Here is a 25353-nt window from a genome sequence, read left to right on the forward strand (position 1 = left end):
TCAGTTGTAGCGTTTTCGGTTGACGATCTGCGCTGCCTTGATCGCATCACTGCCAATCTCGGCTTCGAACTGCTGCCACACTGGGCGCATGGCTTCGCGCCAGGCTTCGCGTTGCTCCGGGGTGAGCGTGATGACCTGGCTCTTCCCCGAGGCTTCGATACGACGACGGTCAGCCAGATTGGCCTCTTCAGCCTGGCGGTTCACCGCAAAGGTGACCTCGTCGATGATGGCCTCGAGCTCGGTGCGGATCTGGTGGGGAATGCCGTACCAGAAGCGCGCGTTGCTGATCAGCATGTAGTCGAGCACGCCGTGGTTGGTTTCGGTGATGAACGGCTGAACCTCATGCAAACTCTGGCTGTAGAGGTTCGACCAAGGGTTCTCGGCCCCCTGCACCTGGCCACTCTGCAGGCCCTTGTAGACCTCGGCGAACGGCATTTTCACCGACTTCGCGCCCAACTGGGAGAACTGGGCTTCGAGCACCGTGGAGTTCTGGATACGGAAGCTCAACCCTGCGGCATCTCCCGGTAGACGCAGGGCCTTGGTCGCCGACATCTGCTTCATGCCGTTGTGCCAATAGGCCAGACCGACGATGTTCTGATCCTCCATGGAGCGCAGCAGCTGGCGGCCTTTGGCGCGTTTCTGGAAACGGTTGACCGCTTCCAGGTCATCGAACATGAAGGGTAGATCGAACACCTGGAGCTGCTTGGTGTACTGGTCGAACTTGGCTAGCGAAGGGGCCAGCATCTGCACATCGTTGTTGCGCAGCGCTTCCAGTTCGTTGGCGTCGCCATACAGCGATGAGTTGGGATAGACCTCGACTCTGACCTTGCCTTCCAGGCGCTGATCGACCAGCTTCTGGAACATCAGCGCGCCCTGGCCCTTGGGGGTGTCATCGGTCACCACATGAGCGAACTTGATCACCAATGTGCTTTCTTGGGCGAGGGTAGTATACGAAGTGAGCGTCAGGGCGCAGGCGGCCGCAACGGCGATCTTTTTGAACATGCGGGTGACCTTATTCTTATCGACTATTTTTAGGTCGGACGCTGGTTGGCAGAAGCGTCCGTGCGAGAACCGGTTACGGTTGTTCGCGGAGTCTACTGCAAACATGACGTCCTATTTGTGACGTCCGTCCGGGGAGCAGCAGGAAAGCTGGCAGATTGCCCTCAAACCTTTACTTTGCCGATAGCCGCATTCTTGGCCGCGATCCACTGCGACATGTACTGGGTACTCTTGTGCTGGTGGTGACGCAGCATGGCGCCCACGAAGTTGGTCTGACGGTGCTGCTCGCGCGTAATGAACAGCGCGTTCAGGCGGGCCACCAACTCTTCACCGAGCCGTTGACGATCGAAGCGGCTGTCGAGCAGGGCATGGCCATGCTGCTGCGCCTCTAGCCAGCGCGCTTGATCCTGATAGAGCTGCACTGCGGCATCGGCGAAAGCATCTGCGTCATCAGCGATGCCGCCGGGCCATGGCAACTCGCCGTGCATACCCTCACTGCCGATCGGCGTGGTCACACTCGGCGTGCCACAGGCCATGGCGTCGGCCAGTTTGCCCTTGATTCCGGCACCGAAGCGCAGCGGCGCGAGGCAGACCCTGGCCTGGGCCATTACCCGGTGAGCATCATCGACCCAGCCGAGCACATGGAAGCCCTGTTTGGGATTGTGCAGCGCCGTGGCCTTGGGTGGCGGATAGGCGCCGTAGACGTGCAGTTGGGCCTGAGGCAGGCGCGTTCGGATCAGCGGCCACAGGGCGTGCTTGAGCCACAGCACGGCATCCCAGTTCGGCGCATGGCGAAAGTTGCCGATGCTGAGGAAATGCTGCCGTTCGGAGAAGGGCAGATCCTCGACCGCCGGCGGAATCAGCATCAGTGCACAGTCGTGCAGCAGCGACGTGGGTACGCCGAACTGCTCCTGCAGTAGCTTCATTTCGAATTCGGAGATCATCAAAGTCAGGTCGCAGCGGTAGATCGATGCGACTTCGCGCTGCGCCATGTCGCTATTCGCCATGGCCTCGTATAGCCGACTCGCCGTGGCGCGCAGCGGGCCGACCCGTTGCCGCTCGGCCTCCCCGGAGCAGGCCTGCTGGTTGGCCTTGAGCAAGGCGTGGCGGGCATCGCGCAGGCAGTGCAGATCGCTGGTATCGAGTACCCGCAGGGCAGCAGGCCAGGCGCGCTCGACACGCCAGGCGAACTGTTCCTCGGTGAAGAAACGGTCGAACAGCACCAGATCCGGCTGCAACTGCGCGACGAAGCCATCGAAACTGTCGCAATTCAGGGCGACGACGACCTCGTCGATCTGCAGCTCGCCCAGGTCAGCACGGTGCGAGGACAACGCCGCAGCGCTGGCGAAGGTGACCTGCCAGCCCTGGCCGCGAAAAACGCCCAGCAGTTCGAGCATGCGGCTGCCCGCAGCGGACGAGCGCGGCTCCGGCCAGACGTAGCCGATGACCAATACCTTGCGCATGACGGACTCAGCGCTTGCCGCGAATGCTGCGCCACAGGGTGAGCAGCACCAGGGCGAACAGCGCGGCGATGCTCGCCAGTGTCCAGACGGTGAAGGGCAGGCCGAGAATCTTGTAGTCGTTCTGCCCGCAGATGCCGCCGCTCATGAACACCTCCGGCCAGTACTCGTGCAGAGGCAAGCTCTGGTAGTAGAAGGGGAAGGGCGAGCAACTGAAGCTTTCCATGACGCCCAGTTCGATCAGGGTGACGTGGGCGTTGTCGATCAGCGCCATGCCACTGGCGGCGAGCAGCAGCGGCCAGAGTAGCACCGCCAGCCAGGTTTGCCGGGCGGCCGAGGCGGCGCTGAGCAGCAGGGCCAGAACGATGGTCAGGGCCAGCCACAGGCGAATCTGCACGCACAGTGTGCAGGGTTCCCAGGCAAAGACGTGTTGCGCGACCAGCGCGCCAGCGAGCATGGCGGCGCTGGCCAGTGCGATCACGAGCAGCAGCGGGGCGGGCGTGGCAGAGCGGGGCATGGAGTTCTCCAGAAATACGGTGCTGTAGCGACAAGCTGCCGTTTGTACCGGAAGCTGGCGTGCACGGCAATCGAGGAATCCGATGAAACGCGGCGGATTGAACGATGCATCTTGCGAGTAGGAGCCATAGGGGCACCTGGCCTTGCTGGCAATTAGCGTTGGTGGATGCACTGCAGCATTCACATCGCGCCGGCAAGCCGGCTCCTACGCAATCTGATCCTCTGTAGGAGCCGGCCTGCCGGCGATCTTGTGATCTGAATGTCGAACGTCATAGTTCACTGCGACTACAAGTCCTGAAGCGCGTAACTCTTTTGCCAGAATATAAAAAAGCCCCACGGGCGAACCGTGGGGCGTCAAGGGCCAGCTATGCCGGCCGGGGAGGGAAAAACGATTCAGGACGCTGGCTGCCAACCTCCGCCCAGCGCCTTGTAGATGGCGACGATGCCCTGGTACAGCTCGACCTCGGCCTGCGCCTGGCTGTCCTCGGCGGCCAGGCGCTCGCGCTCGGCGTCGAGCAGTACCAGGAAATCGGCCGTGCCTTCGCGATACTGCAATCCGGCCTGGGCCGCTGCCGCGCGGCTGGCTTCCGACTGGCGCACCAGAGAGATCAGACGTTCCTGGCGTTTGCCGTAATCACTAAAGGCGTTTTCGGACTCTTCCAGTGCCAGCAGAACCTGCTGCTCGTAGCCTGCCAGGGCACCATCGGCATCCGCTTCGGCGCCGCGCAAACGTGCTCGAACGCTGCCCAGGTCGAGCGCCGCCCAACTGATGGTCGGTGCAACGCCCCAGGCCCTGGCCGCCGATGAGCCCAGCTGCGAGCCGCGGCCAGCGGTGAAACCGAGGAAGCCGGACAGGCTGACCCGTGGAAACAGATCCGCCGTGGCCACGCCAACCTGTGCGGTGGCTGCAGCCAGCTCGCGCTCGGCAGCACGAATGTCCGGACGACGACGCAGCAACTCACCCGGGTCACCGATAGGCAATGCCTTGGCGATGGCGGGCAAGGGGCTTGACGACAGATCCACGCTGAGCTGATCCGGGCGCTGGCCGAGCAGGGTGGCGATGCGATTGCGGGCACGCACCTGTTCGGCCTGCAGACGTGGCACGGTGGCTTCGGTGGCAGCCAGACGAGCGTCTGAACGCAGCACGTCCAGTTCACTGCCCATGCCGACTTCACGACGCTGCTCGATGATGTCCCGCGACGAGCGCTGGTTGTCCAGATCGTCACGGGCGATACGCTCACGCAACTGCGCGCCGCGTAGTGTGCCGTAGGCATCCACCAGTTCGGCGATCAGGCTGACCTGCAGTTGCTGATAGTCGGCCTGGGCGACATCGATCTGTGCTTCGCTGGCTTCCAGCTGCCGCTGAATGCGTCCGAACAGGTCGAGCTCCCAGGCCATGTCCAGCCCCAGGTCATAACGCTCGGCGTTGACCCGTTGCTCGGTTCTGCCTGGTTGCTGCCCCTTGCCGATCTCGCTACTGGCCCGGCTGGTCACGGTGGGCAGGCGGTCGTTGGCGACATCGTCACGGATCGCTCGGGCGGCGCGCAGACGGGCATAAGCCACCCGCAATTCGCGGTTGTCCTGTAGCGACTGCTGTACCAGTTGGCTCAGCGTCGGATCCTCGAATTGCTGCCACCACTGGGTTTCGAAGCGGCTGGTGTCGTAGCCGGCCCCGGCGCTTTGTGCCGAGATCACAGCGGCGCTATCCGGCGCCCGGTAGTCAGGGCCGACCGCGCAGGCGCTCAACGCGAGTGTCAGGGCACTGAGCAGCAGGCTACGGGGTATCACGTTGTTCAGGGATTTCATGCCTGCGCCTCCTGCAGACGCGCCACTTTGCGCGCCTCGCGTTTTTCCACGAAAGCCCGGATCAGTACATAGAACACCGGTGTCAGCAGCAGACCGAAGAAGGTCACCCCGAGCATGCCGCTGAACACCGCGACGCCCATGGCATGGCGCATTTCCGCGCCAGCACCGCTCGACAACACCAGTGGCACCACGCCCATGATGAAGGCGAAGCTGGTCATCAGGATCGGCCGCAGACGCAGACGGCAGGCTTCCAGCACCGCGGCGACGCGATCCATGCCTTCTTCCTGTTTGTCCTTGGCGAACTCCACCAGCAGGATGGCGTTCTTGCAGGCCAGGCCAACCAGTACGATCAGTCCTATCTGGGTGAAGATGTTGTTGTCGCTACCGGCCAGGATCACCCCGGCGATGGCCGACAGCAGCGTCATCGGTACGATCAGAATCACCGCCAGCGGCAGACTCCAGCTTTCGTACTGGGCAGCCAGCACCAGGAAGGCCAGCAGTACGCAGAGCGGGAACACGAACAGCGCGGTGTTACCGGCGAGGATCTGCTGATAGGTCAGCTCGGTCCACTCGAAGCTCATGCCGTTGGGCAGTTCTTCCTTCAGCAGTTTGGCCATGGCCGCTTCGGCCTGACCGGTGCTGTAGCCGGGCGCCGCCGCACCGTTGATCTCGGCCGTGATGAAGCCGTTGTAATGCATCACCCGATCAGGGCCTGCGCTGTCGCTGACCTTGACGAAAGTCGACAACGGGATCATCTCGCCACGGTTGTTGCGCACCTTCAGTTGGCCGATCTGTTCGGCTTCCAGGCGGAACTGCTGATCAGCCTGCACGTTGACCTGATAGGTACGGCCAAAGCGGTTGAAGTCGTTGGCGTACAGCGAGCCGAGGTAGACCTGCATGGTGTCGAAGATTTCATCGATGGCCACGCCGTGGGTCTTGGCCTTCTCACGGTCGATATTGGCTTCCACCTGCGGCACGTTGACCTGATAACTGGTGAACAATCCTGCCAGTTCCGGCACCTGCTGGCTCTTGGCGATGATGTTCTGCGTCTGCTTGTATAGCTCCTCGTAACCCAGGTCGGCGCGATCCTGGATCTGCACACGGAAGCCGCCGATGGTGCCCAGCCCCATCACTGGCGGTGGCGGGAAGATGGCGATGTAGGCCTCCTGGATATCAGCGAACTGGGCATTCAGATCCGCCGCGATGGCGTTGGCGCTGAGTGCCGGATCGCTGCGCTGGTCGAAGGGCTTGAGCGGCGTGAAGACGATGCCGCTGTTGGGGCTGTTGGTGAAACCGTTGATCGACAGACCCGGGAAGGACACGGTGTTCTCCACGCCCGGATGCTTGGCGGCGATATCCGACATGCGCTTGATCACCGCTTCGGTGCGATCCAGGCTGGCCGCATCGGGCAACTGGGCGAAGGCCACCAGGTACTGTTTGTCCTGAGGCGGCACGAAACCGCTCGGCGTGCTGGAGAAGCCCAGATAGGTCAGCCCCATCAGACCGGCGTACACCACCAGGGCGATGCCGCTGCCGCGCAGTATGCGGCGCACGGTGCCCACGTAGCGGTTGCTGGCCCGATCGAAGACCCGGTTGAAGGGGTTGAACAGCCAACGGCCGAACAGACGTTCCAGCAAGCGCGAGAAGCGATCCTTGGGCTCGTGGTGACCTTTGAGCAGCACGGCAGCCAGGGCCGGCGACAGGGTCAGGGAGTTGAAGGCCGAGATCACCGTGGAGATGGCGATGGTCAGCGCGAACTGCTGGTAGAACTGCCCGGTGAGCCCGGAAATGAAGGCGGTGGGGATGAACACAGCACACAATACCAGCGCCGTGGCGACGATGGGCCCGGTCACTTCCTTCATCGCCTGCTTGGTGGCCTCCACCGGCGTTTTGCCCAGGCCGATATTGCGCTCGACGTTCTCCACCACCACGATGGCGTCGTCCACCACGATGCCGATGGCCAGTACCAGGCCGAACAGCGACAGGGCGTTGAGCGAGAAACCGAACATGTGCATCACCGCGAAGGTGCCGATCAACGACACCGGTACCGCGGCCAGCGGAATGATCGAGGCGCGCCAGGTCTGCAGGAACAGGATTACCACCAGCACCACCAGTACGATGGCTTCGAGCAGGGTATGCACCACCGCCTCGATGGAGCCGCGCACGAAGATGGTCGGGTCATAGACGATCTCGTAGTCCACGCCCTGGGGGAAGCTCTGCTTCAGCTCGGCCATGCGCTCGCGCACCGCGTCGGAAATGGCGATGGCATTGGAGCCCGGGCGCTGGAAGATCGGCATGGCCACGGCCGGTTTGTTATTCAGCAACGAACGCAGGGCGTACTGATTGGAGCCCAGCTCGATGCGAGCGATGTCCTTGAGGCGAGTGATCTCGCCATTCTCGCCGGCACGGATGACGATGTTCTCGAACTCGTCCTCACTGACCAGGCGGCCCTGGGTGTTGATCGACAGCTGGAAACTGTTGTCGCTGGCAGCGGGCGGCGCGCCCAGGGAACCGGCGGCAACCTGGCGGTTCTGCTCGCGAATGGCATTGACCACATCGGTCGCGGTCAGCCCGCGCGAGGCGACCTTGTCCGGATCCAGCCACACCCGCATGGAATAGTCACCCAGGCCGAACAGTTGCACGTCGCCGACACCATCGAGGCGTGACAGCTCGTCCTTGATGTTCAACGCCGCGTAGTTCGACAGGTACAACATGTCGTAGGCGTCGTTCGGTGACGTCAGGTGCACCACCATGGTCATGTCCGAGGACGCCTTGTCCACCGTCACACCGAGACGCTGCACTTCGGTGGGCAGGGTCGGCATGGTACGGGTCACGCGATTCTGCACCTGCACCTGGGCGGTATCCAGGTTGGTACCCAGAGCGAAGGTGATGGTCAGGGTCATGCGCCCGTCGTTGGTCGCCTGGGAAGACATGTAGAGCATGCCCTCGACGCCGACGATGGCCTGTTCCAGTGGCGAGGCCACGGTTTCGCCGATGACCTTGGGGTTGGCGCCGGGGAAGTCGGCCCTGACCACCACGGTGGGCGGCACCACTTCCGGGTATTCGCTGATCGGTAGCTGGAACAGCGAAATGGCACCGCCGATCAGGATGATCAGCGATAGCACCGCGGCGAAGATCGGCCGCTGAATGAAGAACTGGGAGAAGTTCATCGGGGTGTTCCTTTGTTTAACACGCACAGTCCAGCCTGCCCACGCCATGAATGGCGCGAGCAGGTTCTCGGGATCGGTATAAGGGGGAGGGCCAGGCCCGGTATTACTTGAGGCTGACCTTCAACGGTTCCTCGTCACGCACCGGCCTCGTCAGTGCGACGGCACGGCGTTGCTGCTCCAGGGCTGCGAGGGTTTTCTCGTCAGCCATCGGTACCGCTTGCGGATCCACCGTACTGCCTGGCATCGCCCGCTGCAGACCGTTGACCACGATACGCTCGCCCTTGCTCAGGCCGCTGCGAACGATGCGCAAACCTTCCAGCTTCGGCCCCAGTTCAACGGAGCGATACACCACGCTGTTATCCGCGCCGAGTACCAGCACGAACTTCTTGCCGAGGTCGGTACCGACGGCGACATCCTGGATCAGGGTAGCGTCGTAGGTATCGCTGCCGACCAGTTTCAGGCGGGCATACAGGCCGGGAGTGAAGCGTCCGTCGGCGTTGTCGAACACGGCGCGACCACGGATGGTGCCGGTACGCGGGTTGACCTGGTTGTCGAGAAAGTCCAGTTGACCCAGATGCGGGTTGCCGTCTTCGTTGGACAGTCCCAGGTACACCGGGCTCTTGCCGCGGCTGTCCTGGCCGGACTGGCGAGCCAGTTCGGTGTATTTGAGGAAGGCACGTTCGTCGGCATCGAAGTAGGCGTAGACCTTGTCGGTAGACACAACCGAGGTCAGCAGTGACTGGCTGGCGGTTACCAGGTTGCCGGCAGTGACTTCGGCGCGGCTGACGCGGCCGTCGATGGGCGCCGTCACACGGGTGAAGCTGAGGTTGAGACGGGCGTTGTCCAGTTCCGCCTGAATCCCGGCGACCGCCGCCTGAGCTTCCTGGGCCGAGCTGCTGCGGGCATCTGCCAACTCGGCAGAGATGGCATTGCCCTGGCGCAGACGCTCGCCGCGACGAGCTTCGCTGCTCGCCCGAACCTGATTGGAGCGGGCTTGCTGCAGTTGGGCTTCGAGGCGTTTGACCTCAGCCTGGAAAGGCCGTGGGTCGATCTGGAACAGCAGATCGCCTTTCTTCACCAGGGTGCCTTCAGCGAAGCTCACCTTGTCGATGAAGCCGGAGACCCGAGGGCGGATCTGTACGGATTCAGGGGCCTCGAGGCGGCCAGTGAATTCGTCCCATTCGTTGAGTGGCTGTTCGATGACTTCGGCCACGCTGACTTTCGCTGCGGGCATCTGCTGAGCCACGTCCTCACTCTTGCCGCAGGCGGCGAGCACCAGTGTCGCGGCCAGTGCCAGGGGGAAATGCCAGAGCTTGGTGTTGGGGTGTTCCATGATTGCGATCCGCCAAGATGTAGTGATAGAGGCGGAGTCTGGTCGCAGCAACATCCAGGAACGAATCGAACGCCCCGAAGATAGATATCACTGTGAATGATGATATTACGATTTGGAATATAAATAGCAAGCTATCTATTTATTTTGCATAGCGCAAGGAGCAATGCACGTTCGACTATTCGAGGCTGTCGGGATCGCCGAAGAACATCTGGATGCGCGAGCGCAGCCAGCGTTCGGCCGGATCGTTGTCCTGGGCGCCGCGCCAGGCCATGGACATTTCGAAGCTATTGCTTTCGAACGGCAGATCCTCGGCCCGCAGACCACCTGCCGCAGTGAGGGTCGCAGCGGTGTAATCGGGCACCACGGCAATCAGATCCGTGCCAGCCAGCAAGGTGCCCAGACCATTGAACTGCGGGACGGCGAGCACCACCTTGCGCGTCCGGTCGAAACGCACCAGTTGCTCGTCGATAAAGCCATTGAGATCCCCCGCGAACGACACCATGGCATGGGGGCGAGCGCAGTACTCATCAAGACTCAGGGTGCCCGGCACGGCATCGGCCCGCAGCAGCTTCGGCTTGCTGCGGCGCAGGGTCTTGCGCTTGGCATTGGCCGGTAGCTCCTCGGTGTAGCTGACGCCAACGGAAATCTCGCCGGAGGCCAGCAGGTTGGGCATCAGCAAATAGTTGGCCCGGCGCACCACCAGCACCACGTTGGGCGCTTCGGAACGCAGGCGGCGCAGCAGGGCGGGGAGCAGGGCGAACTCGACGTCATCGGACAGACCAACGCGGAAAACCGCCGTGCTGGTGGCTGGGTCGAACTCCGACGCGCGGCTGACCGCCGTCGAGATCGAATCGAGCGCCGGCGAAAGCAGAGCGAAGATTTCCTGGGCGCGGGCGGTTGGCTCCATGCTGCGACCGGTGCGCACGAACAGGGGATCGTCGAACAGGCTGCGCAGTCGTGAGAGAGCCGCGCTGATCGCCGGTTGGCCGAGAAACAGTTTTTCTGCCGCGCGGGTTACGCTGCGTTCGTGCATGAGCGTTTCGAACACGATCAGCAGGTTGAGATCGAGACGGCGCAGGTCGTTGCGGTTCATCCGGGTACCAAATGTGCGGGCTTGCCAGAGCGGGACGCTAGTGAGAGCCTTGTGCGCCAATAGTACGAGCACTTGAGCAGATTGGGAAAGACACCGGTATCATCGATATATCCACACGTTCTAGCTGCCTATATCACTACCAGGCATGACGACTATCAATCGGGGCGGGTAGTATGCATGAAGGTCTGCAGATAAAGTCGATGACAGTGAATATCCAATCCGCGATCAGTTGAGGTGATGATGTCCCGCATGATCCGTTTCCACAAGTTCGGCGACGCCAGCGTATTGCAGTGCGAAGAATTGCCGACACCGACCCCCGCCGCGGGGGAGGTACTGGTACGCGTCCAGGCCCTTGGGGTTAGCTGGGGCGATGTGCTGTGGCGTCAGAATCTGGCGTCGGAAGAAGCCAAGTTACCCTCAGGTGTCGGCGCAGAACTGGCCGGCATCGTCGAAGCCGTGGGCGAGGGCGTTACCGACCTCGAGATCGGCACACCGGTTGCTGCATTCCCGGCCAGCACTCCCAATCGCTATCCGACCTGGGGCGACCGTGTGGTCGTGCCGCGCTTTGCCCTGACCCGTTACCCCGACGTGCTCAGCCCGGTGGAAGCCAGTGTGCACTACACGGCGCTGCTGTTTGCCTACTTCGCCATGGTCGACTTGGCCAAACTCAAGCCGGGCCAGCACGTGCTGATCACCGAGGCCTGCCACTGCCTGGCCCCTCAGTCGGTGCAGTTGGCCAAGGCGCTGGGCGCCAACGTGATCGCCTCGACGAGCGTTCCGGACAGCCGTGATTTCCTGCGTGAACTGGGCGCCGACAAGATCATCTTCACCGAAGAGCAGGATCTGGTGCTGGAGGTCGAACGCTATACCGAAGGCAAGGGCGCCGAGGTGATTCTCGACCACTGTGCTGGCCAACAGCTCAAGCTGCTCGGTGATGTCGCGGCAACCCGCGGCAAGCTGATTCTGTATGGCATCAACGGCGGCAACGATACCGCGTTTCCGGCCTGCGCCGCATTCAAGAAACACCTGCAGTTCTTCCGTCACTGCGTGCTGGATTTTACCGGGCATTCGGAACTGGGGATCGAACAGGACTGCGCAGCCGTGCAACGGGCGCTTAATCATATCAACCAGCTCACCGCTGACCGTTTGCTCAGGCCGCGCATCGACAAGGTCTTCAGCTTCGATGAATTCGTCGAAGCGCACCGTTATATGGAGGAAGCCTGCCCGGATCGCGGACGTGTCGCACTGACACTGGAGTGATCCAGCATGCAGCGAAAGAAGCCCGGCATCTGACCGGGCTTTTTCTTGGGGCGACACTTCCCTGTGTCATGGCGAAAGCTACGGGAAACCGATTAAGCTTTGATGACGGGAGCGGGCACCTGCTCAGCTAACTGCTTTCGCGCACCCGTAATTCGAAACCGAGATCGATATGCGGTGCCGCTGCGCGTCCATCGAGTATCTTCAGCAGCAGGTTGGCCGCCTCACGGCCAACTTCGGTGCGCGGCGTATGGATGGACGACAGCCTCGGCACTGTGTGCGCGGAAGCCGGCAGGTCATTGAAACCGACCAGCGCCACTCGGCCAGGAACCGCGACTCCACAACGCTGCGCCTCGAACAAGGCGCCCTGCGCAAGGTCGTCATTGCAAAAGAAAATGCCGTCTACATCCGGGTGCTGCTGCATGAGCTCGCGAAACAACTGGCCGCCCAGGGCGATGGATGAGGGCAGGGGATGCAGCAGTTCCAGCGCCGGGTCATACACACCGGCGGCCTGCAGAGTACGCCGGAACCCCTCACCACGCTGCATCACCCGCGGATCCAGCTGCGCGGCGATGTAGGCGAGCCGCTTTCGGCCCTGCTGCAGCAGGTGCTGCGCCACGGTTTCACCCGCAGCCTGTTGCGAAAAACCGACGCTGGCGATACCAGGCGCGCTACTCAACTCCATCATGTGCACACAGGGAATACGGCTGGCACTCAGTAAATGCCGCGTGCCCTCGGTGCGATCGAAGCCGGTCAGCAGCATGCCCATCGGCCGATACGGCAGGTAGTTGCGAACCAGCCGTTCCTCCTCATCGCGGCAATAGTGGTAATCGCCAATCAGCACCTCGATACCGCGCGGGCGCATCACCTCGTGAATCGCCTCCAGCGGCTCGATGAACAGCTGGTTGGACAGAGAAGGGATCAGCACCACCACCGACGTGCTGCGTGCCGACGCCAGGGTGCGTGCGGCAGGGTTCACCACATAGCCCAGCTCGTCGGCAGCCATGCGCACGCGCTCAGCAAGATCGGCGCCCACCGTGGCCACGCCACGCAATGCCCGCGATGCAGTGATGGTGGAAACACCCGCACGTTCGGCGACTTCTGCCAGCGTGGGCATGCCCAGGGTACGGGAGTTGCTATGCGTCGGAGATTTCATCGCAAGGGTTGTCATCGATCATAATTGATGGTTAAGGTAGCGCTGTCTCGAAGGCTTGGCAATGTTGCGTATTGCACATCTGGCCTCGGGAGCTAGTCCCTGGCGAATAACATTTACAACATTCGAAGCCGCCGTCTTGCAGATGTCTACGATCTTCAAAGATAGCGCTGTCTTCCGCTGGAGTTGCGATATGGATAACCCAATAACCGCGTTGGTCGTCATGGGCGTATCCGGCTGTGGCAAAAGCTGCGTCGGAGAGTCGATCGTCGAACATATCGGCGGTTACCTGATCGAGGGTGACCAGTTTCACCCACCCGCCAACATCGAGAAGATGAGCACCGGCGTTCCTCTTACCGATGAGGATCGTGCTGACTGGCTGACTCGCCTGGGCCAGGAACTGGCCAGCGCACTCGAAACCCATGATCGGCCACTGCTGGCCTGCTCTGCGCTCAAGCGCAAATACCGTGATCGGTTGCGCGAGGCCGTCCCCGGCCTGGGCTTCGTCTTTCTCGAACTGTCCCGCGAAGAAGCAGCAAGGCGCGTGGGCGACCGTCCAGGTCATTTCATGCCCGCCAGCCTTATCGACAGTCAGTTCGCCACACTGGAATCACCGAGCGGTGAGCCCGCTACGCTGACTCTCGATGCCACTCTACCCATCGACACCCTTGGTCAGAAGGCCGCCGATTGGTGGCGCTCTGCCGGCAACACCCGCTGATAACGCAACACAACCACGCTTCTCCCATAACAAAGACAAGTGGAGACGACATGAAAACCGTCAATCAAGCTCACCGTTACCCATCCCTGAAAGATGATCGTGTTCGGCATTGCCGAATGGCCGCAGCTGTAGAGGAGGGCGCTCATCATGAATGAGGTGACCACCACTCTCGGCGCCGGAGCGCTTCTATCCATAGCGGCTGGCGCCGTCCTTCTGCTGCTGTTGATGATCATCCGCTTCCGTCTGCATGCCTTTCTGGCGCTAGTGCTGGTGAGCATCATCACCGCACTGGTCACGCAAATCCCCTACGACAACGTCGTCCCGACGTTACTCGGCGGATTCGGCACCACGCTGGCGGCCGTAGCCCTGCTGGTCGGTCTTGGCGCCATGATCGGCCGACTGCTGGAAATAACCGGCGGCGCTCAGGTACTGGCGGACACGCTGATCAACAAGTTCGGCGAACAGCGGGCGCCGTTCGCCCTGGGTGTCGCTTCATTGTTGTTCGGCTTCCCGATCTTCTTCGATGCCGGGTTGATCGTGATGCTGCCGATCATCTTCAGTGTGGCCAAGCGCTTCGGTGGCTCGACCCTGACATACGCGTTGCCGGCCGCAGGTGCCTTTGCGGCGATGCATGCCTTGGTACCGCCGCATCCCGGGCCGGTCGCCGCTGCAGATTTGCTGGGCGCGAACATCGGCTTGCTGGTCATCGTCGGTACCGTGATCGCGTTGCCGACCTGGTACTTCGGTGCTTATCTGTTCGGTTTGTGGGCTGGCAAGCGCTTCAATCTCAAGCTACCGGCCAGTTTCCTGACCGATGTCGAGCGTGACACCAGCGTGGCGCCGCCGCGGTTCTCGCTGGTACTGACCATTCTGCTGATGCCGCTCGTGCTGATCTTCCTGGACACCGGGCTCAATACCCTCAGCGTGATGGGCGTGGTCGATGGCAGCAGTAATTGGGTGCAATTCCTGCGGATGATCGGCAAGACGCCAGTGGCACTGCTGATAACGGTGCTCTTCGCTCTGATCGCCTTCAGTGGCTGGCACAGCCGCAAGCACCTCGAAAAAGTCTGTGAAGGTGCGCTCGGGCCGATCTGCTCGATCATCCTGGTGACAGGGGCCGGGGGCATGTTCGGTGGTGTCCTGCGTACCAGCGGTATCGGTGATGCCCTGGCGGAGACCCTCTCGGATACCGGTATGCCGGTCATCCTCGCGGCCTTCGTGATCTCCGCAGCGCTGCGCGTGGCCCAGGGCTCGGCGACAGTGGCGCTGACCACCACAGCGGCACTGGTGGCCCCCATGGTTGCTGCCACACCAGGGCTGAGCGAGTTCGACCTGTGCTTCATCGTCGTTGCCATTGCCGGCGGTGCGACGGTGTTGTCTCACGTCAACGACTCGGGGTTCTGGCTGGTCAGCCGCTTCCTGGAAATGGACGAGAAAACCACCCTCAAGACCTGGACGGTGATGGAAACCCTGCTGGGCGGCATTGCCTTCCTGCTGGCCGTAATCGGTAGCCTCATCCTCTAGAGGCTGGTGCAAATCAGGCATGCGCAGCGAACCGCAACGGTCGCTGCGAATGCCTCGCTCATGTTTGAAAACATGCAAGCTAGACGTATCCGCTCAATCACCTACAGTAACGAAAGGAACAAGAGGCCGTATGAAACGGCCATTAACCCTGCGTGGCAGGAAGCCATCAGGCGCCATTTATCGCGGAGCGCTCTCCATGCCTACTTTAACCAGCAAAGCGCCGGTATTCACTCACACCAGCCAAACCGGCTCACGCAGCGTGCAGCTCGAGTTCATCTGGGCAACCGAATTGGGCGGTATCGCTCAAGCGGTCATCGCTACATTCCAGGACGACACCGGAAAGCCGCTCAAGCAGTTCACCATATCAGGGCCATTCAGCGAGCCGGGCAGCGCCCGCAAAGCAGTGATCGCCAAAGCGAATGCCTGGTTCGATCAGGGTCGCGAGTGAGTGGGCCTGAAGAAATCTCAGAAACCCTCAAAATAGAAAAACCATAAGCACAAGCGACTTCAAACGCCGGTTGGACATCGGAAATTCTGCGCGTGCGGCCAGTATTTCGAGGTCGTGGATACCGTTCGAGGTGGGCAAGGGCAGTATCTGCTTCGGGCGTAGGTCTATTGGCCTTGATCATCAGTGCGGCCGCATTTCCCGCCCGGGCTGAGCGAACCAAACCAAGTTGACCTCAAAAACGTGGCGCGGACACGTCAGCGCGTCATCAGCGTAAAATAACGCACGGATTATTATGATATAAAGTAACATTCGTGAGTTGCCATCATCGATAGCCTCCACTAGAGAGGCGCGATACCACATATCGCGCGGCACAGAATGTAATCTAAAAAGAAATGATATAACGATTCCAATCTGACGGAGATGGGGATCAATTGCTTGTTTGATGTACGCCGCCGGCAGTGGCGTACGCAGTTCAGAAGGGGATAGCGCCATGTCTTACACCTCACCGCGCCTGCAGCTTTTGTCGCTGGTTTCTGCTTTGCCGTTCATGGCAACTGCGGCAACGACGCCTATCGATCTGGATGAGCTTGTCGTTACCGCAACCTCCACCGAGCGACAGCTCAAGGATGCTCCGGCAAGCATCTCGGTCATCACCCGTGAAGCGTTGAGTGAGCGCCCCGTGCAGGATCTGGAGGATGCCTTGCGTGGCACACCGGGCTTGCAGTTCACCGGTGTGGGGATGACCCGAAGAGGTATCAGCATCCGCGGCATGGACAGTGGCCACACGCTGGTTTTGCTGAATGGTCAGCGCATCAATACCGCGGCAGGTGCCATCGCTCACTCGGATTTCGATTTGGGCTGGGTTCCGGTCGAGTCCATCGAACGAATTGAGGTCGTACGTGGCCCGATGTCATCACTCTATGGGTCGGAAGCACTGGGTGGTGTGATCAACGTCATCACGCGCAAGGCCACCGATGAGTGGAAAGGCAGTGCGTTGCTGAGCGGCGGTTTGCGAGAGGATGAACGTGGTGGGCAAAGCCACCAGTTGGGTGCCTATGTGGGTGGGCCTCTGGTGCCAGGTGTGCTGGGTTTGTCGCTGACTGGAGAAAGCCGACGCCGTCAGGAAACGCCACTGCACCTGGATGCCACGCAGTCGGAACTTGAAGGACGTGATGCGCACAATGCCAGCGCTACTCTCAGTTGGACGCCCGACCAAGCCCAGCGTATCGATTTCACCTATGGCAATGGGCTTGAGGATCGTTGGCGTAATACCCGCAGCGCAGGCGCAAGCCCAATCGATTACGAGTCGAGCGACCGCATCGAGCGTGAGCACTATGCGATTGCCCATAGTGGTGACTGGAGCTGGGGGAGCAGTTCGCTGCGTGCTTACCGTAGCGAACTGGAACGCACCAACCGCTACACCAACGGTGTTGTCCCGAGCTCACCCCATCAGCGCCTGACCGACGATATCGTCGATGGCAGTTTCAGCGTGCCCCTGGCAGATACTCATCTGCTTACTGCCGGTGCCGAATGGCGCAAGGAGCAATTGGAGGACGGTGGATTCCTTGTCGGTGATGCACAGACCATCCACCGTGCGCTGTTCCTGCAGGATGAGCTAACTTTCAGCCCCGCCTGGTCGCTGGTACTCGGTAGCCGCTTCGACAACCACGAGCAATATGGTTGGCAGAAGAGTCCGCGTGCTTACCTGGTGCACCATGTCAATGACGCCCTGACTCTGAAGGGAGGCGTCGGACGTGGTTTCAAGGCACCGACGCTGAAGCAGCTATCACCCGGCTATTCGGCTGTGGGCGGCGGCGGACAGTTCACCATTTACGGCAATCCGGATCTGGCCCCGGAGATCAACACCACCTACGAATTCAGTGCCGATTATCAGGGGCAGGGCTGGTCGGCCAACGCCGGGGTGTTCCAGAACAACGTGCACGGTCTGATCCAGACCCGTTGCGTCTCCTCCTGTGGCATACGGCGGCTGGAAGTTCGCAATTACGAAAACGTCGACAAGGCACGCATCCGGGGGCTCGAGTTGGGCGGCGGGGTGGATCTGCCGCAGAACCTGCGCTGGGATCTCAACTACACCTACCTCGATGCCATTGACCGTAGCGCCGGGCGTCGATTGGGTGATCGTTCCCGACACCTGGGCAACACCACATTGCAGTGGAAGCCCAACAGTGGCTTCAACGCCCAGATCCGCGGCGAATATGTCGGCAGTCAGTTGAGTTACTCGGGGAGCAGCACCTACTCCATGCCTGCCTATAGCCTCTGGCATCTGGAAATGAGCCAATCGCTGACCGAGAACCTGACCTTGCGCGGCGGCATCGAGAACCTGACCGATAGAGACTTCAGCGATACAGAAGACGCATTCACCTTCGCCGAGCCTGGTCGTACCTTGCATATCGGTTTGAACCTGAGTTTCTGAGATGCGCCAGTACTTCTATGCATTGCTGGCCCTGTTGATAGCGGGCTCGGCGGTAGCCGAGGCGCGTGAGTCGAAAGCCGATGTCCGCATCCTGACAACTGATTTCGTTCTGCAAGGCAAGCTCGATCGCTTGCAGCAGTGGGGGCAGGAGGCCGGACTATCGTTGCAATCCGAACACCTGTCCAAACGCTTGCCGGATATAGACGGTTCGCTGCAGGGGGCTCGCCTGGTGCTTCTCGATACGCCACGCCCGAGCGACCTGGCGGAGATGCAACAGGCGTTAGGTGACGAACTGACGGCCACCAGTACGCCCTGGCTACGTGTTGGCGGCGGTCCGCCAGCATTCGGCAATCTGCCTGCACCCGTGGCGATGCGCCTTGCTGCTTACTACGGCAATGGCGGTGAGCGTAACCTGCGCCATTTCTTTCTTTATCTGAAGGCCTACCAGACGGGGGCTGCGTCTGATGACATACCGAAGCCCGAGCTCCTGGGCAAGTCCGGTATCTATCATCCGCAAGCCCCGGAAGTATTCGAGCGCCTGGAGGATTATCTGGCATGGGGAGCAGCGCGATGGCCTGGAAAGGCCCCTCGAGTAGCGTTCGCCATCCACCGTGGCGCCATAGTCGATGCGCAGTTGCGCCTGATCGATGATCTGGTTCTGCGCAGCGAGCGTCATGGTCAGGCACCGCTGGTGTTCTGGTTCGATGACAGTGATCCGCAAGCCTTGCAGAAGCTTCTCAAGCCCTGGCATGCCGATGTGCTGGTCAACCTGCAGCACATGCAAAACGCGCCGGCCAGAAAAGCCGAGTTCCTCGCGCTTGGGATACCGGTTATCGCGACCCTGGTCTCGCGCGAAGGTGATCGCGAGCATTGGCGCCAAGCCGGCAGCGGTATCTCGCCACGCACTGCGGCCACGCTGTTGAGCGTGCCCGAGAGCTGGGGCATGAGCGATCCGTTGGTCATCGGTGCCGTTGAAGGCGGTGAACCTCTGGCTTTGGACGAGCAGGTCGAGATTCTGCTGGGCAAGGTCGACAGCCTTGCTCGCCTGCGCCACACCTCACCGGCAGATAAGCGTCTGGCCCTGATGTTCTGGAACCACCCGGACGGCGAACGCAATATCGCGGCTTCCAATCTCAACGTACCCAGAAGTCTGCAGCATCTGCTGCACGAGCTGGCGGTCGCCGGCTACGACGTTCACGAGCAATCGGAGCAACAGCTGATCGACGCTGCCAGGCAGCTTCTCGGCGGCTATTACCATCCGCAAACCCTGGATCGATTGCTCGAGAAAAGGCTGGCCATAACCTTGCCGCTTTCCGCCTATCAGGCCTGGCTGGCGCAGCAGCCACGAGTCGTTCAGCAGCAGTTGCGAGCGCGCTGGGGAGAGCCTTCGGTACATTGGGCATTACGCGAGGTCGATGGTGAACAGCAGTTCGTCATTCCTGCAATGCGCCTGGGCAAGCTGATACTCATGCCACAGCCGCCACGGGCAGGTCGTCCGGGCGAGGCCTATCACGACGCCAAGGTGCCGCCTGATCATGTTTATCTCGCGGCTTATCTGTATCTGCGAGAAGGCTTCAAGGCAAATGCGCTGATCCATTTCGGTACCCACGGTACTCAGGAGTGGCTGCCCGGCAAGGATCGTGGCCTGGCTGCCAGCGACTATCCCTTTCTGGCACTGGGCGATTTACCCGTCTTCTATCCCTACATTCAGGACAATATCGGTGAGGCGATGCAGGCCAGACGTCGGGGCAGGGCAGTCATCGTCAGCCACCAGACGCCGCCATTTGCCCCGGCAGGTCTTTACGACGAATTGCGCGACCTGCATGAGTTGCTTCACGAGTATCAGCAACTGGATGAGGGTGCGGTACGTGACGAAACGGCAGAGCGGATACGCCTTTTAGCGCTGGACAACGACCTGGGCCGTGACATCGGCTGGGACGAGACTCGCATACGTGCCGATTTCGGGGCGTTTCTGGCTGCGTTGCATGAGCATGTCCATGACCTGGCCGAAGCCAACACGCCATTGGGGCTGCACACCTTCGGCTTGCCGGCCACCCCGGAGCAGCGACTGGCCACTGTCCTGCAGCAACTGGGGGAGCCCTATCTTCAGGCTCTCGGGGTATCCACCGACGAACCGCTGGCCGAGGATTTTGCGGCGCTTAAAGCCAGCCTGCCGTATCGCACCCTGGAGCGTTACCTGAGTCAGCCTGCGGCGATCGCGCAGATCGACAACGCAAGGTTGCGTGAACAGATCGAGCGCGCCCGCGACCTGGAACGGCACCTGGCCAATCCTGGCGAGATGCAGGCCTTGCTCGCCGGCCTTGCGGGCGGTTTCATCGCCCCAGGCCCTGGCGGTGATCCCATACGCAACCCGCAGGTACCCAGCGGCCGTAATCTCTATGCCTTCGAGGCTGACAAGCTACCGACACGCTCGGCCTATGCCAGTGGCGAGGTTGCCCTCGAGCAACTGCTGGACAGCTATCGACGTGAGCACGGCGGCCAGTATCCGAGCAAACTCGCCTTCAGTCTCTGGTCATCGGAGGCGATGCGTCATCTGGGCGTTCTCGAGAGCCAGGTACTGCATGCGCTCGGCTTGCGTCCTATATGGGATGCGGGGGGACGGGTAACCGGCCTGGAAATCATTCCCGCACGCGAGTTGGGGCGTCCACGTATCGATGCAGTGGTTCAGGTAACCAGTGTTTATCGCGATCAGTTCGACGGGTTCATGCGCCTGCTGGCTGATACGTTCGAGCAGCTTGCCCAGCTGGATGAACCAGGGAATAGCGTTTTTGCCAATAGCCAGTCCGTGGCAATGCGACTGCGCGCAGAGGGCGTGGAGCCCGAGCGTGCTCTGCAGCTATCGCGGGTAAGGGTATTCGGCAACGAGGCTGGCGATTACGGTACCGGCGTCTCTCGGTTGGCGCTGGACTCGACCAAGTGGGAAGGTGACTCGGCTATTGCCGAGCAGTTCCTCGCACGCTTGCAGTATGGATATAGCGCGTCGGGATGGGGCCAGAAGCTCGAAGGCCACAACCTCTTCGCCGAGCACCTCAAAGGTGTGCAGGCTGCGGTCATGGCGCGTTCCAGCGAACTCAACGGAGTGCTTTCCACCGATCATCCTTTCGAGTTCCTTGGCGGCCTTTCTGCGGCTGTCCGGCACCTGGATGGTGCCAGCCCGGCGCTCTATATCTCCGATCTGCGCAAGGCCCAGCCGCGTACCAGCGGTGCCGCCGAGTTCCTGGCCAGCGAACTGCGCAGTCGCTATCTGAACCCGCAATGGATCAGTGCCATGAAGGAGGAGGGCTACGCCGGTACCCTGGAGCTCCTCGACGTCACCAACAACCTGTTTGGTTGGCAGGCAGCCGATCCCTCCACGGTGCGGGCGGATCAGTGGCAAGCGCTTCACGACACCTACGTCATGGACAAGCGCGATCTGCAACTCGATCGATGGTTCGAGCAACACAATCCGACTGCGCAAGTTCAGCTCATCGAGCGCATGGCTGAAGCCATACGCAAGGGCTATTGGGATGCTCCGGAACAGACTCGCCGCGAACTGGCGCAGCGCTGGACGGAACTGACGGAACAGCATGAGGCCGATGCCGGCGCGCCGCTCACCACCGAGTTCGTACAGCAGATGGGCAGTGGCTTCGGTCTCGCCAATCCTGCTGCCAGCAATGCAGCACAAGGTGCAGGTGAAACCGTGCAAGGCCAGGTGCTGCACGAAGTGCAACCTGCCGAGCCCCCTCCGTTTCCCTGGGCCCTATGGCTGGGCGCCTGCGCCTTGCTTGCCTGTATCTTTTGGGGGGCTGCCAGGCAGTGGTTTGCCGGCCGTCAACAGCTTTCGAGCAAACGATTTGTACAGGACGCGACATGAATACTTTCGAAACCAGTCTCTACGAACTAACCCGTCTTTTCCTCGTGCCCGTCTTGCTGCTGATCATGGCGGCACTGGCATATGCCTTCGTGGCCTTGGGAGCTTTCCTGGTCGAGGCCTTCCAGCGACGTAAGGGGCAGTACCAACCAGCGCTTGTGCGCTATCAGCGCGTTCATGGCGGTAGTAGTGACGACCTCGAACTATGGATCATGGGTCGCCTGGAATGGTTGCGCATTACCTCGCGCAGCGCACCGATGCTCGGCCTGGTGGCGACCATGATTCCGATGGGGCCGACGCTGCTCGCTCTGACGCAGAACGATGCTCAAGGCATTGCCGATAATCTGGTGGTGGCTTTTTCTGCCGTGATTCTCGCCCTGGTTGCGGCCAGCATCACCTTCTTCATCCTCACCATACGCCGTCGATGGTTACTCCAGGAACTGCGAGCCATCGAGCGTTTGCAGGAGAATCGTTGATGCGCTTTCTCGAACACGACGATGCCGATGATCCGATCGTCTCCATGGTCAACCTCATCGACCTGTTCCTGGTGATCATCGGTATTTTGCTGATCATCATCGTCAAGAATCCGCTCAATCCCTTCACCCAGGACAAGGTCATCGTCATCGAGAACCCAGGTGAGGCGAACATGCGGATGCTGGTCAAGGACGGCCAGGAGCTGAAGGAGTACCAGTCCAGTGGAGAGATTGGTGAAGGGCAGGGTGCAAAGGCCGGTGTGACTTACCGCCTGAATGATGGGCGGATGATTTACGTGCCTGAATAAGACTTCCAGCCAGCCCTGTACCGTTACTCCAATGAGTTGAACTTCACCGTTACAGCCTGCTTCCTAACTTTAACGCCAGCAATCCACAGCCGCAGTTCGACTGGCCGTGATGTTGCCTGACGACCCAACGATAAGCCGTCCTGATACATCAACTGATAGGAGTGCGTGTGATGACCCGCAGCCAGCAAAATCAGTTCGCCATGGACTCCTTAGGCGCAGGGCGCAGGGCGGTTCGGCGATGACCAGCAAGGCAGGGGTTGCACTGATCACCATGGACACGCCAATACCTGAGCATGATGCTGCGATCCAGCTATTGCTGGGCGAAAAGCTGGCGTCGTTACTGGCAATTCCCTTGCTGGGCTGGCGAGATGGGAATCCTGCTGAGGGTGATTGCTACTGGGTGCCAGCTGAAACCCTGGTCGGTATGCAGAGCATGAGTCGACTCGGCATAAGCAACGCGGACGACTTTTTCGGCGGCGCGGTGCCGCAAGCCTTCATGGCGACCAAAGCCATCAGCCACCCATTGATCGACAAGCCACTATGCGTGCCCGAGGGATGGTGCACCGATTTTCATCAGCAGGTTGCATCGGTGGTTCTGGCTGGTTACACGGTGTTCGATCTACAGGACGCACGGCGCGCAGCGATACTGCTGCTGCGCAACGGGCCGGTCAGAATGAAGCCGGTACGGGGCAAAGCTGGGCTGGGTCAGGAATTGATTGCCGACCAGGCTCAGTTGGATGCCTGCCTTGTCGGTCAGGATGTTGAAGAAGTGGCCAAATGGGGACTGGTATTCGAGGAGCAGCTGGAAAGTGTCGCAACCTTCAGCGTTGGGCAGGTGACCGTTGCAGGTATTACCGCCAGCTATTTCGGAACTCAGCGCTTGACCCGTGATGACTGCGGTCATGAGGTGTACGGTGGCTCGGAACTGAGCGTCGTGCGCGGCGACTATGCCGCGCTGCAGTCCTTGCCGCTCGACGCCCAAGCCCGCAAGGCCATTGATCAGGCGCAGTGCTACGAGCAGGCAGCGCTTGAATGCTATGGATTGATCGCCTCACGGCGTAACTATGATATCGCCCAGGGCATCGATCACCTTGGCCGCCAGCGCTCAGGAGTCCTGGAGCAGTCCTGGCGGATCGGCGGTGCCAGCGCCGCGGAACTCTTTGCCCTTCAGGCCCTGCAACAAAACCCACAGTTGTCGCGTGTATGTGCCAGCACCTACGAGTCTTATCACGATGATGCGCCCGTGGGAGCGCAGCTGCTTCAACGTTGCAGCATCGCGCCCCATGGCACGCTCAGCAGATATGTGAAGGTTGAAACCGATGGCCTATAGCGAAAAGATAAACATCGAGGTGGGCAACGAACTCATGGCTGGCACCCTGATGTCGCCCGAGCGCAAGGTGCCTGGCGTGCTCTTTGTTCATGGCTGGGGCGGCAGCCAGCAGCGTGACCTGGCCCGCGCGAAAGGTATCGCCGGATTTGGCTGTGTATGCCTGACTTTCGACATGCGCGGGCACGAACAGACTGCCGCCAGCAGACAGAGCGTATCCCGCGAAGATAGCCTGGCCGATCTCCTCGCCGCCTATGACCGCCTGGTGAGCTTGCCCACCATCGATTCCGACAAGATAGCGGTCATCGGTACCAGCTATGGCGGTTACCTGTCCGCCATTCTCAGCGAGTTACGCGCCGTACGCTGGCTGGCGCTACGTGTGCCGGCGCTGTATTGGGACGACGAGTGGAGTAGCCCCAAGCAACTGCTCGATCGCGACCGCTTGGCGCAGTACCGACGTACAGTCGTCACACCGCTCGAAAACAGAGCGTTGACTGCCTGCTCACGGTTCACCGGTGACGTACTGCTGGTGGAGTCGGAGTTCGACGATTACATACCTCATGCCACGTTGATGAACTATCGATCCTCTTTTGAGAAAGCACACTCATTGACACATCGAATAATGACCGGTGCCGATCATGCGCTCACTCAAGACAGTGATCAAAAAGCCTATACGTCGATATTGACCAGTTGGATAAGTGAAATGATTGTGGAATCGCGCACGGCGGAGTACCCCTATTATTCAGCGTATTATTCATGAACCACTCTAAAAAATAGACGGCCTTCTATCACCATAAGGCTGGTTAGCGCGCCTAGCAGAGCCAAGGCCATATCTTTCTGTGGATCCCATGGGTCTTCCTGCGTCGCGAGGAAGGCCTCGGCTTGATCATCGCCCAGATATTGGCCTCCCACCCATTCGATCAATTCATACAATGCCGATGTCGCCAGAATCAGACTCACGGCCATCAGTGCCAGCCAGGCACCGCGTAGCGTGGTCTGGCGATAGATAATTTCCCTGAAAGGGATGAAGAACAGAACGCCGTAGCTTAGGTGTACCAAACGATCGAACTGATTGCGTTGCCAGCCCATCAGTGAACTTAACGAGTGGCCCGTGAGGTCATGAATCCATTTCTCATAGGGCACCTCGGCATAGGTGAAATGCGCGCCTAGTTCATGTACGCCAATCATCAGCAAGATTGCCAGATAAGCCGCGCATGACAGCCGCAGGTGCCGCCAGACTGCGGCGAGCCCGAGCAACAGCCCGACCGGCAGAGTATTTTCGACAAGCCAGTCCACACGGCTATGCGGCGCTATGCCGGAGCAGATCACGGCAGCCACTGCCAAGGCCAGCAGAGTCGAGGCCTGAGCCGGCGTGGCTGTTGGCAGAGTCAAATTGTCAGGACGCCTGGAAATAATGGCAATCACCCAGCTATCAAAAGTCTAGACCTATTCAACCCCACGGC

At 60.7% G+C, this 25353-nt stretch carries 19 protein-coding genes; 10 read left to right on the plus strand and 9 right to left on the minus strand.

All coding sequences use genetic code 11. The features are described 5' to 3' along the window. The 7 genes from DNK10_RS17505 to DNK10_RS17535 form a co-directional block, all read right to left on the minus strand. Positions 1-1002 carry a TRAP transporter substrate-binding protein gene (locus DNK10_RS17505; RefSeq protein ID WP_131192427.1) on the minus strand — a complete coding sequence of 334 codons (1002 nt, stop codon included), beginning with the start codon at positions 1000-1002 and terminating at the stop codon, positions 1-3. A gap of 161 nt (positions 1003-1163) precedes the next feature. After that, positions 1164-2462 carry a glycosyltransferase gene (locus tag DNK10_RS17510; protein WP_131192428.1) on the minus strand — a complete coding sequence of 433 codons (1299 nt, stop codon included), beginning with the start codon at positions 2460-2462 and terminating at the stop codon, positions 1164-1166. A 7-nt stretch (positions 2463-2469) separates the two neighbouring features. Then, positions 2470-2976: a disulfide bond formation protein B gene (locus DNK10_RS17515; protein ID WP_131192429.1), complete on the minus strand. Its 507-nt coding sequence runs from the start codon at positions 2974-2976 to the stop codon at positions 2470-2472. 392 nt (positions 2977-3368) lie between these two features. Then, positions 3369-4781, minus strand: a complete 1413-nt coding sequence (locus DNK10_RS17520) for an efflux transporter outer membrane subunit (RefSeq protein ID WP_131192430.1) — start codon at positions 4779-4781, stop codon at positions 3369-3371. After that, positions 4778-7951, minus strand: a complete 3174-nt coding sequence (locus DNK10_RS17525; protein WP_131192431.1) for an efflux RND transporter permease subunit — start codon at positions 7949-7951, stop codon at positions 4778-4780. The genes DNK10_RS17520 and DNK10_RS17525 overlap by 4 nt, the downstream gene beginning before the upstream one ends. Positions 7952-8054: 103 nt before the next feature. Further along, the gene (gene mexE / locus DNK10_RS17530; RefSeq protein ID WP_131180543.1) at positions 8055-9284 is read right to left on the minus strand and encodes a multidrug efflux RND transporter periplasmic adaptor subunit MexE; all 1230 of its coding nucleotides are present in this window, start codon (positions 9282-9284) and stop codon (positions 8055-8057) included. A gap of 175 nt (positions 9285-9459) precedes the next feature. After that, positions 9460-10377 carry a LysR family transcriptional regulator gene (locus tag DNK10_RS17535; protein ID WP_131192432.1) on the minus strand — a complete coding sequence of 306 codons (918 nt, stop codon included), beginning with the start codon at positions 10375-10377 and terminating at the stop codon, positions 9460-9462. Positions 10378-10617: 240 nt separating this feature from the next. Here DNK10_RS17535 and DNK10_RS17540 point away from each other — a divergent pair, with 240 nt between their 5' ends. Continuing rightward, positions 10618-11637 carry a zinc-dependent alcohol dehydrogenase family protein gene (locus DNK10_RS17540; RefSeq protein ID WP_131180545.1) on the plus strand — a complete coding sequence of 340 codons (1020 nt, stop codon included), beginning with the start codon at positions 10618-10620 and terminating at the stop codon, positions 11635-11637. Positions 11638-11764: 127 nt separating this feature from the next. Here DNK10_RS17540 and gntR read toward each other — a convergent pair whose 3' ends face one another. Beyond that, positions 11765-12790 (minus strand): HTH-type transcriptional regulator GntR, encoded by a 1026-nt coding sequence (gene gntR / locus DNK10_RS17545; RefSeq protein WP_131180546.1) that lies wholly within the window; start codon positions 12788-12790, stop codon positions 11765-11767. A gap of 190 nt (positions 12791-12980) precedes the next feature. Here gntR and DNK10_RS17550 point away from each other — a divergent pair, with 190 nt between their 5' ends. The 9 genes from DNK10_RS17550 to DNK10_RS17590 all read left to right on the plus strand — a co-directional run bounded on the left by DNK10_RS17550 (position 12981) and on the right by DNK10_RS17590 (position 24650). After that, positions 12981-13505: a gluconokinase gene (locus tag DNK10_RS17550; RefSeq protein ID WP_131180547.1), complete on the plus strand. Its 525-nt coding sequence runs from the start codon at positions 12981-12983 to the stop codon at positions 13503-13505. A gap of 147 nt (positions 13506-13652) precedes the next feature. Continuing rightward, positions 13653-15029 (plus strand): GntP family permease, encoded by a 1377-nt coding sequence (locus tag DNK10_RS17555; RefSeq protein WP_131180548.1) that lies wholly within the window; start codon positions 13653-13655, stop codon positions 15027-15029. Between the two features lie 196 nt (positions 15030-15225). After that, positions 15226-15477, plus strand: coding sequence for a hypothetical protein (locus DNK10_RS17560; protein WP_131192433.1), 252 nt, complete (start codon positions 15226-15228; stop codon positions 15475-15477). 547 nt (positions 15478-16024) lie between these two features. Further along, complete coding sequence (locus tag DNK10_RS17565; protein ID WP_244216281.1) at positions 16025-17911, plus strand: TonB-dependent receptor domain-containing protein; 1887 nt, start codon at positions 16025-16027, stop codon at positions 17909-17911. 1 nt (position 17912) lies between these two features. Beyond that, positions 17913-21785: a cobaltochelatase subunit CobN gene (gene cobN / locus DNK10_RS17570; RefSeq protein WP_131192435.1), complete on the plus strand. Its 3873-nt coding sequence runs from the start codon at positions 17913-17915 to the stop codon at positions 21783-21785. After that, entirely contained in the window at positions 21782-22258 is a 477-nt protein-coding gene (locus DNK10_RS17575) for a MotA/TolQ/ExbB proton channel family protein (protein ID WP_131180552.1), read from the plus strand. The genes cobN and DNK10_RS17575 overlap by 4 nt, the downstream gene beginning before the upstream one ends. Then, positions 22258-22563 (plus strand): DUF2149 domain-containing protein, encoded by a 306-nt coding sequence (locus tag DNK10_RS17580; RefSeq protein ID WP_131180553.1) that lies wholly within the window; start codon positions 22258-22260, stop codon positions 22561-22563. Before DNK10_RS17575 ends, DNK10_RS17580 begins: the two co-directional genes overlap by 1 nt. A 238-nt stretch (positions 22564-22801) precedes the next feature. Beyond that, on the plus strand, positions 22802-23893 hold the full coding sequence (locus DNK10_RS17585; RefSeq protein ID WP_131192436.1) for a DUF3182 family protein: 1092 nt from the start codon (positions 22802-22804) through the stop codon (positions 23891-23893). After that, positions 23883-24650, plus strand: a complete 768-nt coding sequence (locus DNK10_RS17590; protein ID WP_131192437.1) for an alpha/beta hydrolase family protein — start codon at positions 23883-23885, stop codon at positions 24648-24650. The genes DNK10_RS17585 and DNK10_RS17590 overlap by 11 nt, the downstream gene beginning before the upstream one ends. Here DNK10_RS17590 and DNK10_RS17595 read toward each other — a convergent pair. Then, a complete protein-coding gene (locus DNK10_RS17595; protein WP_244216277.1) occupies positions 24641-25315 on the minus strand; it encodes a DUF2238 domain-containing protein in 675 nt (224 codons plus the stop codon). The two genes, DNK10_RS17590 and DNK10_RS17595, sit on opposite strands and share 10 nt — an antisense overlap. Positions 25316-25353: the final 38 nt, after the last annotated feature.

It is taken from the genome of Phytopseudomonas daroniae, from assembly GCF_004327275.1.
Taxonomy (GTDB): Bacteria; Pseudomonadota; Gammaproteobacteria; order Pseudomonadales; family Pseudomonadaceae; genus Aquipseudomonas; species Aquipseudomonas daroniae.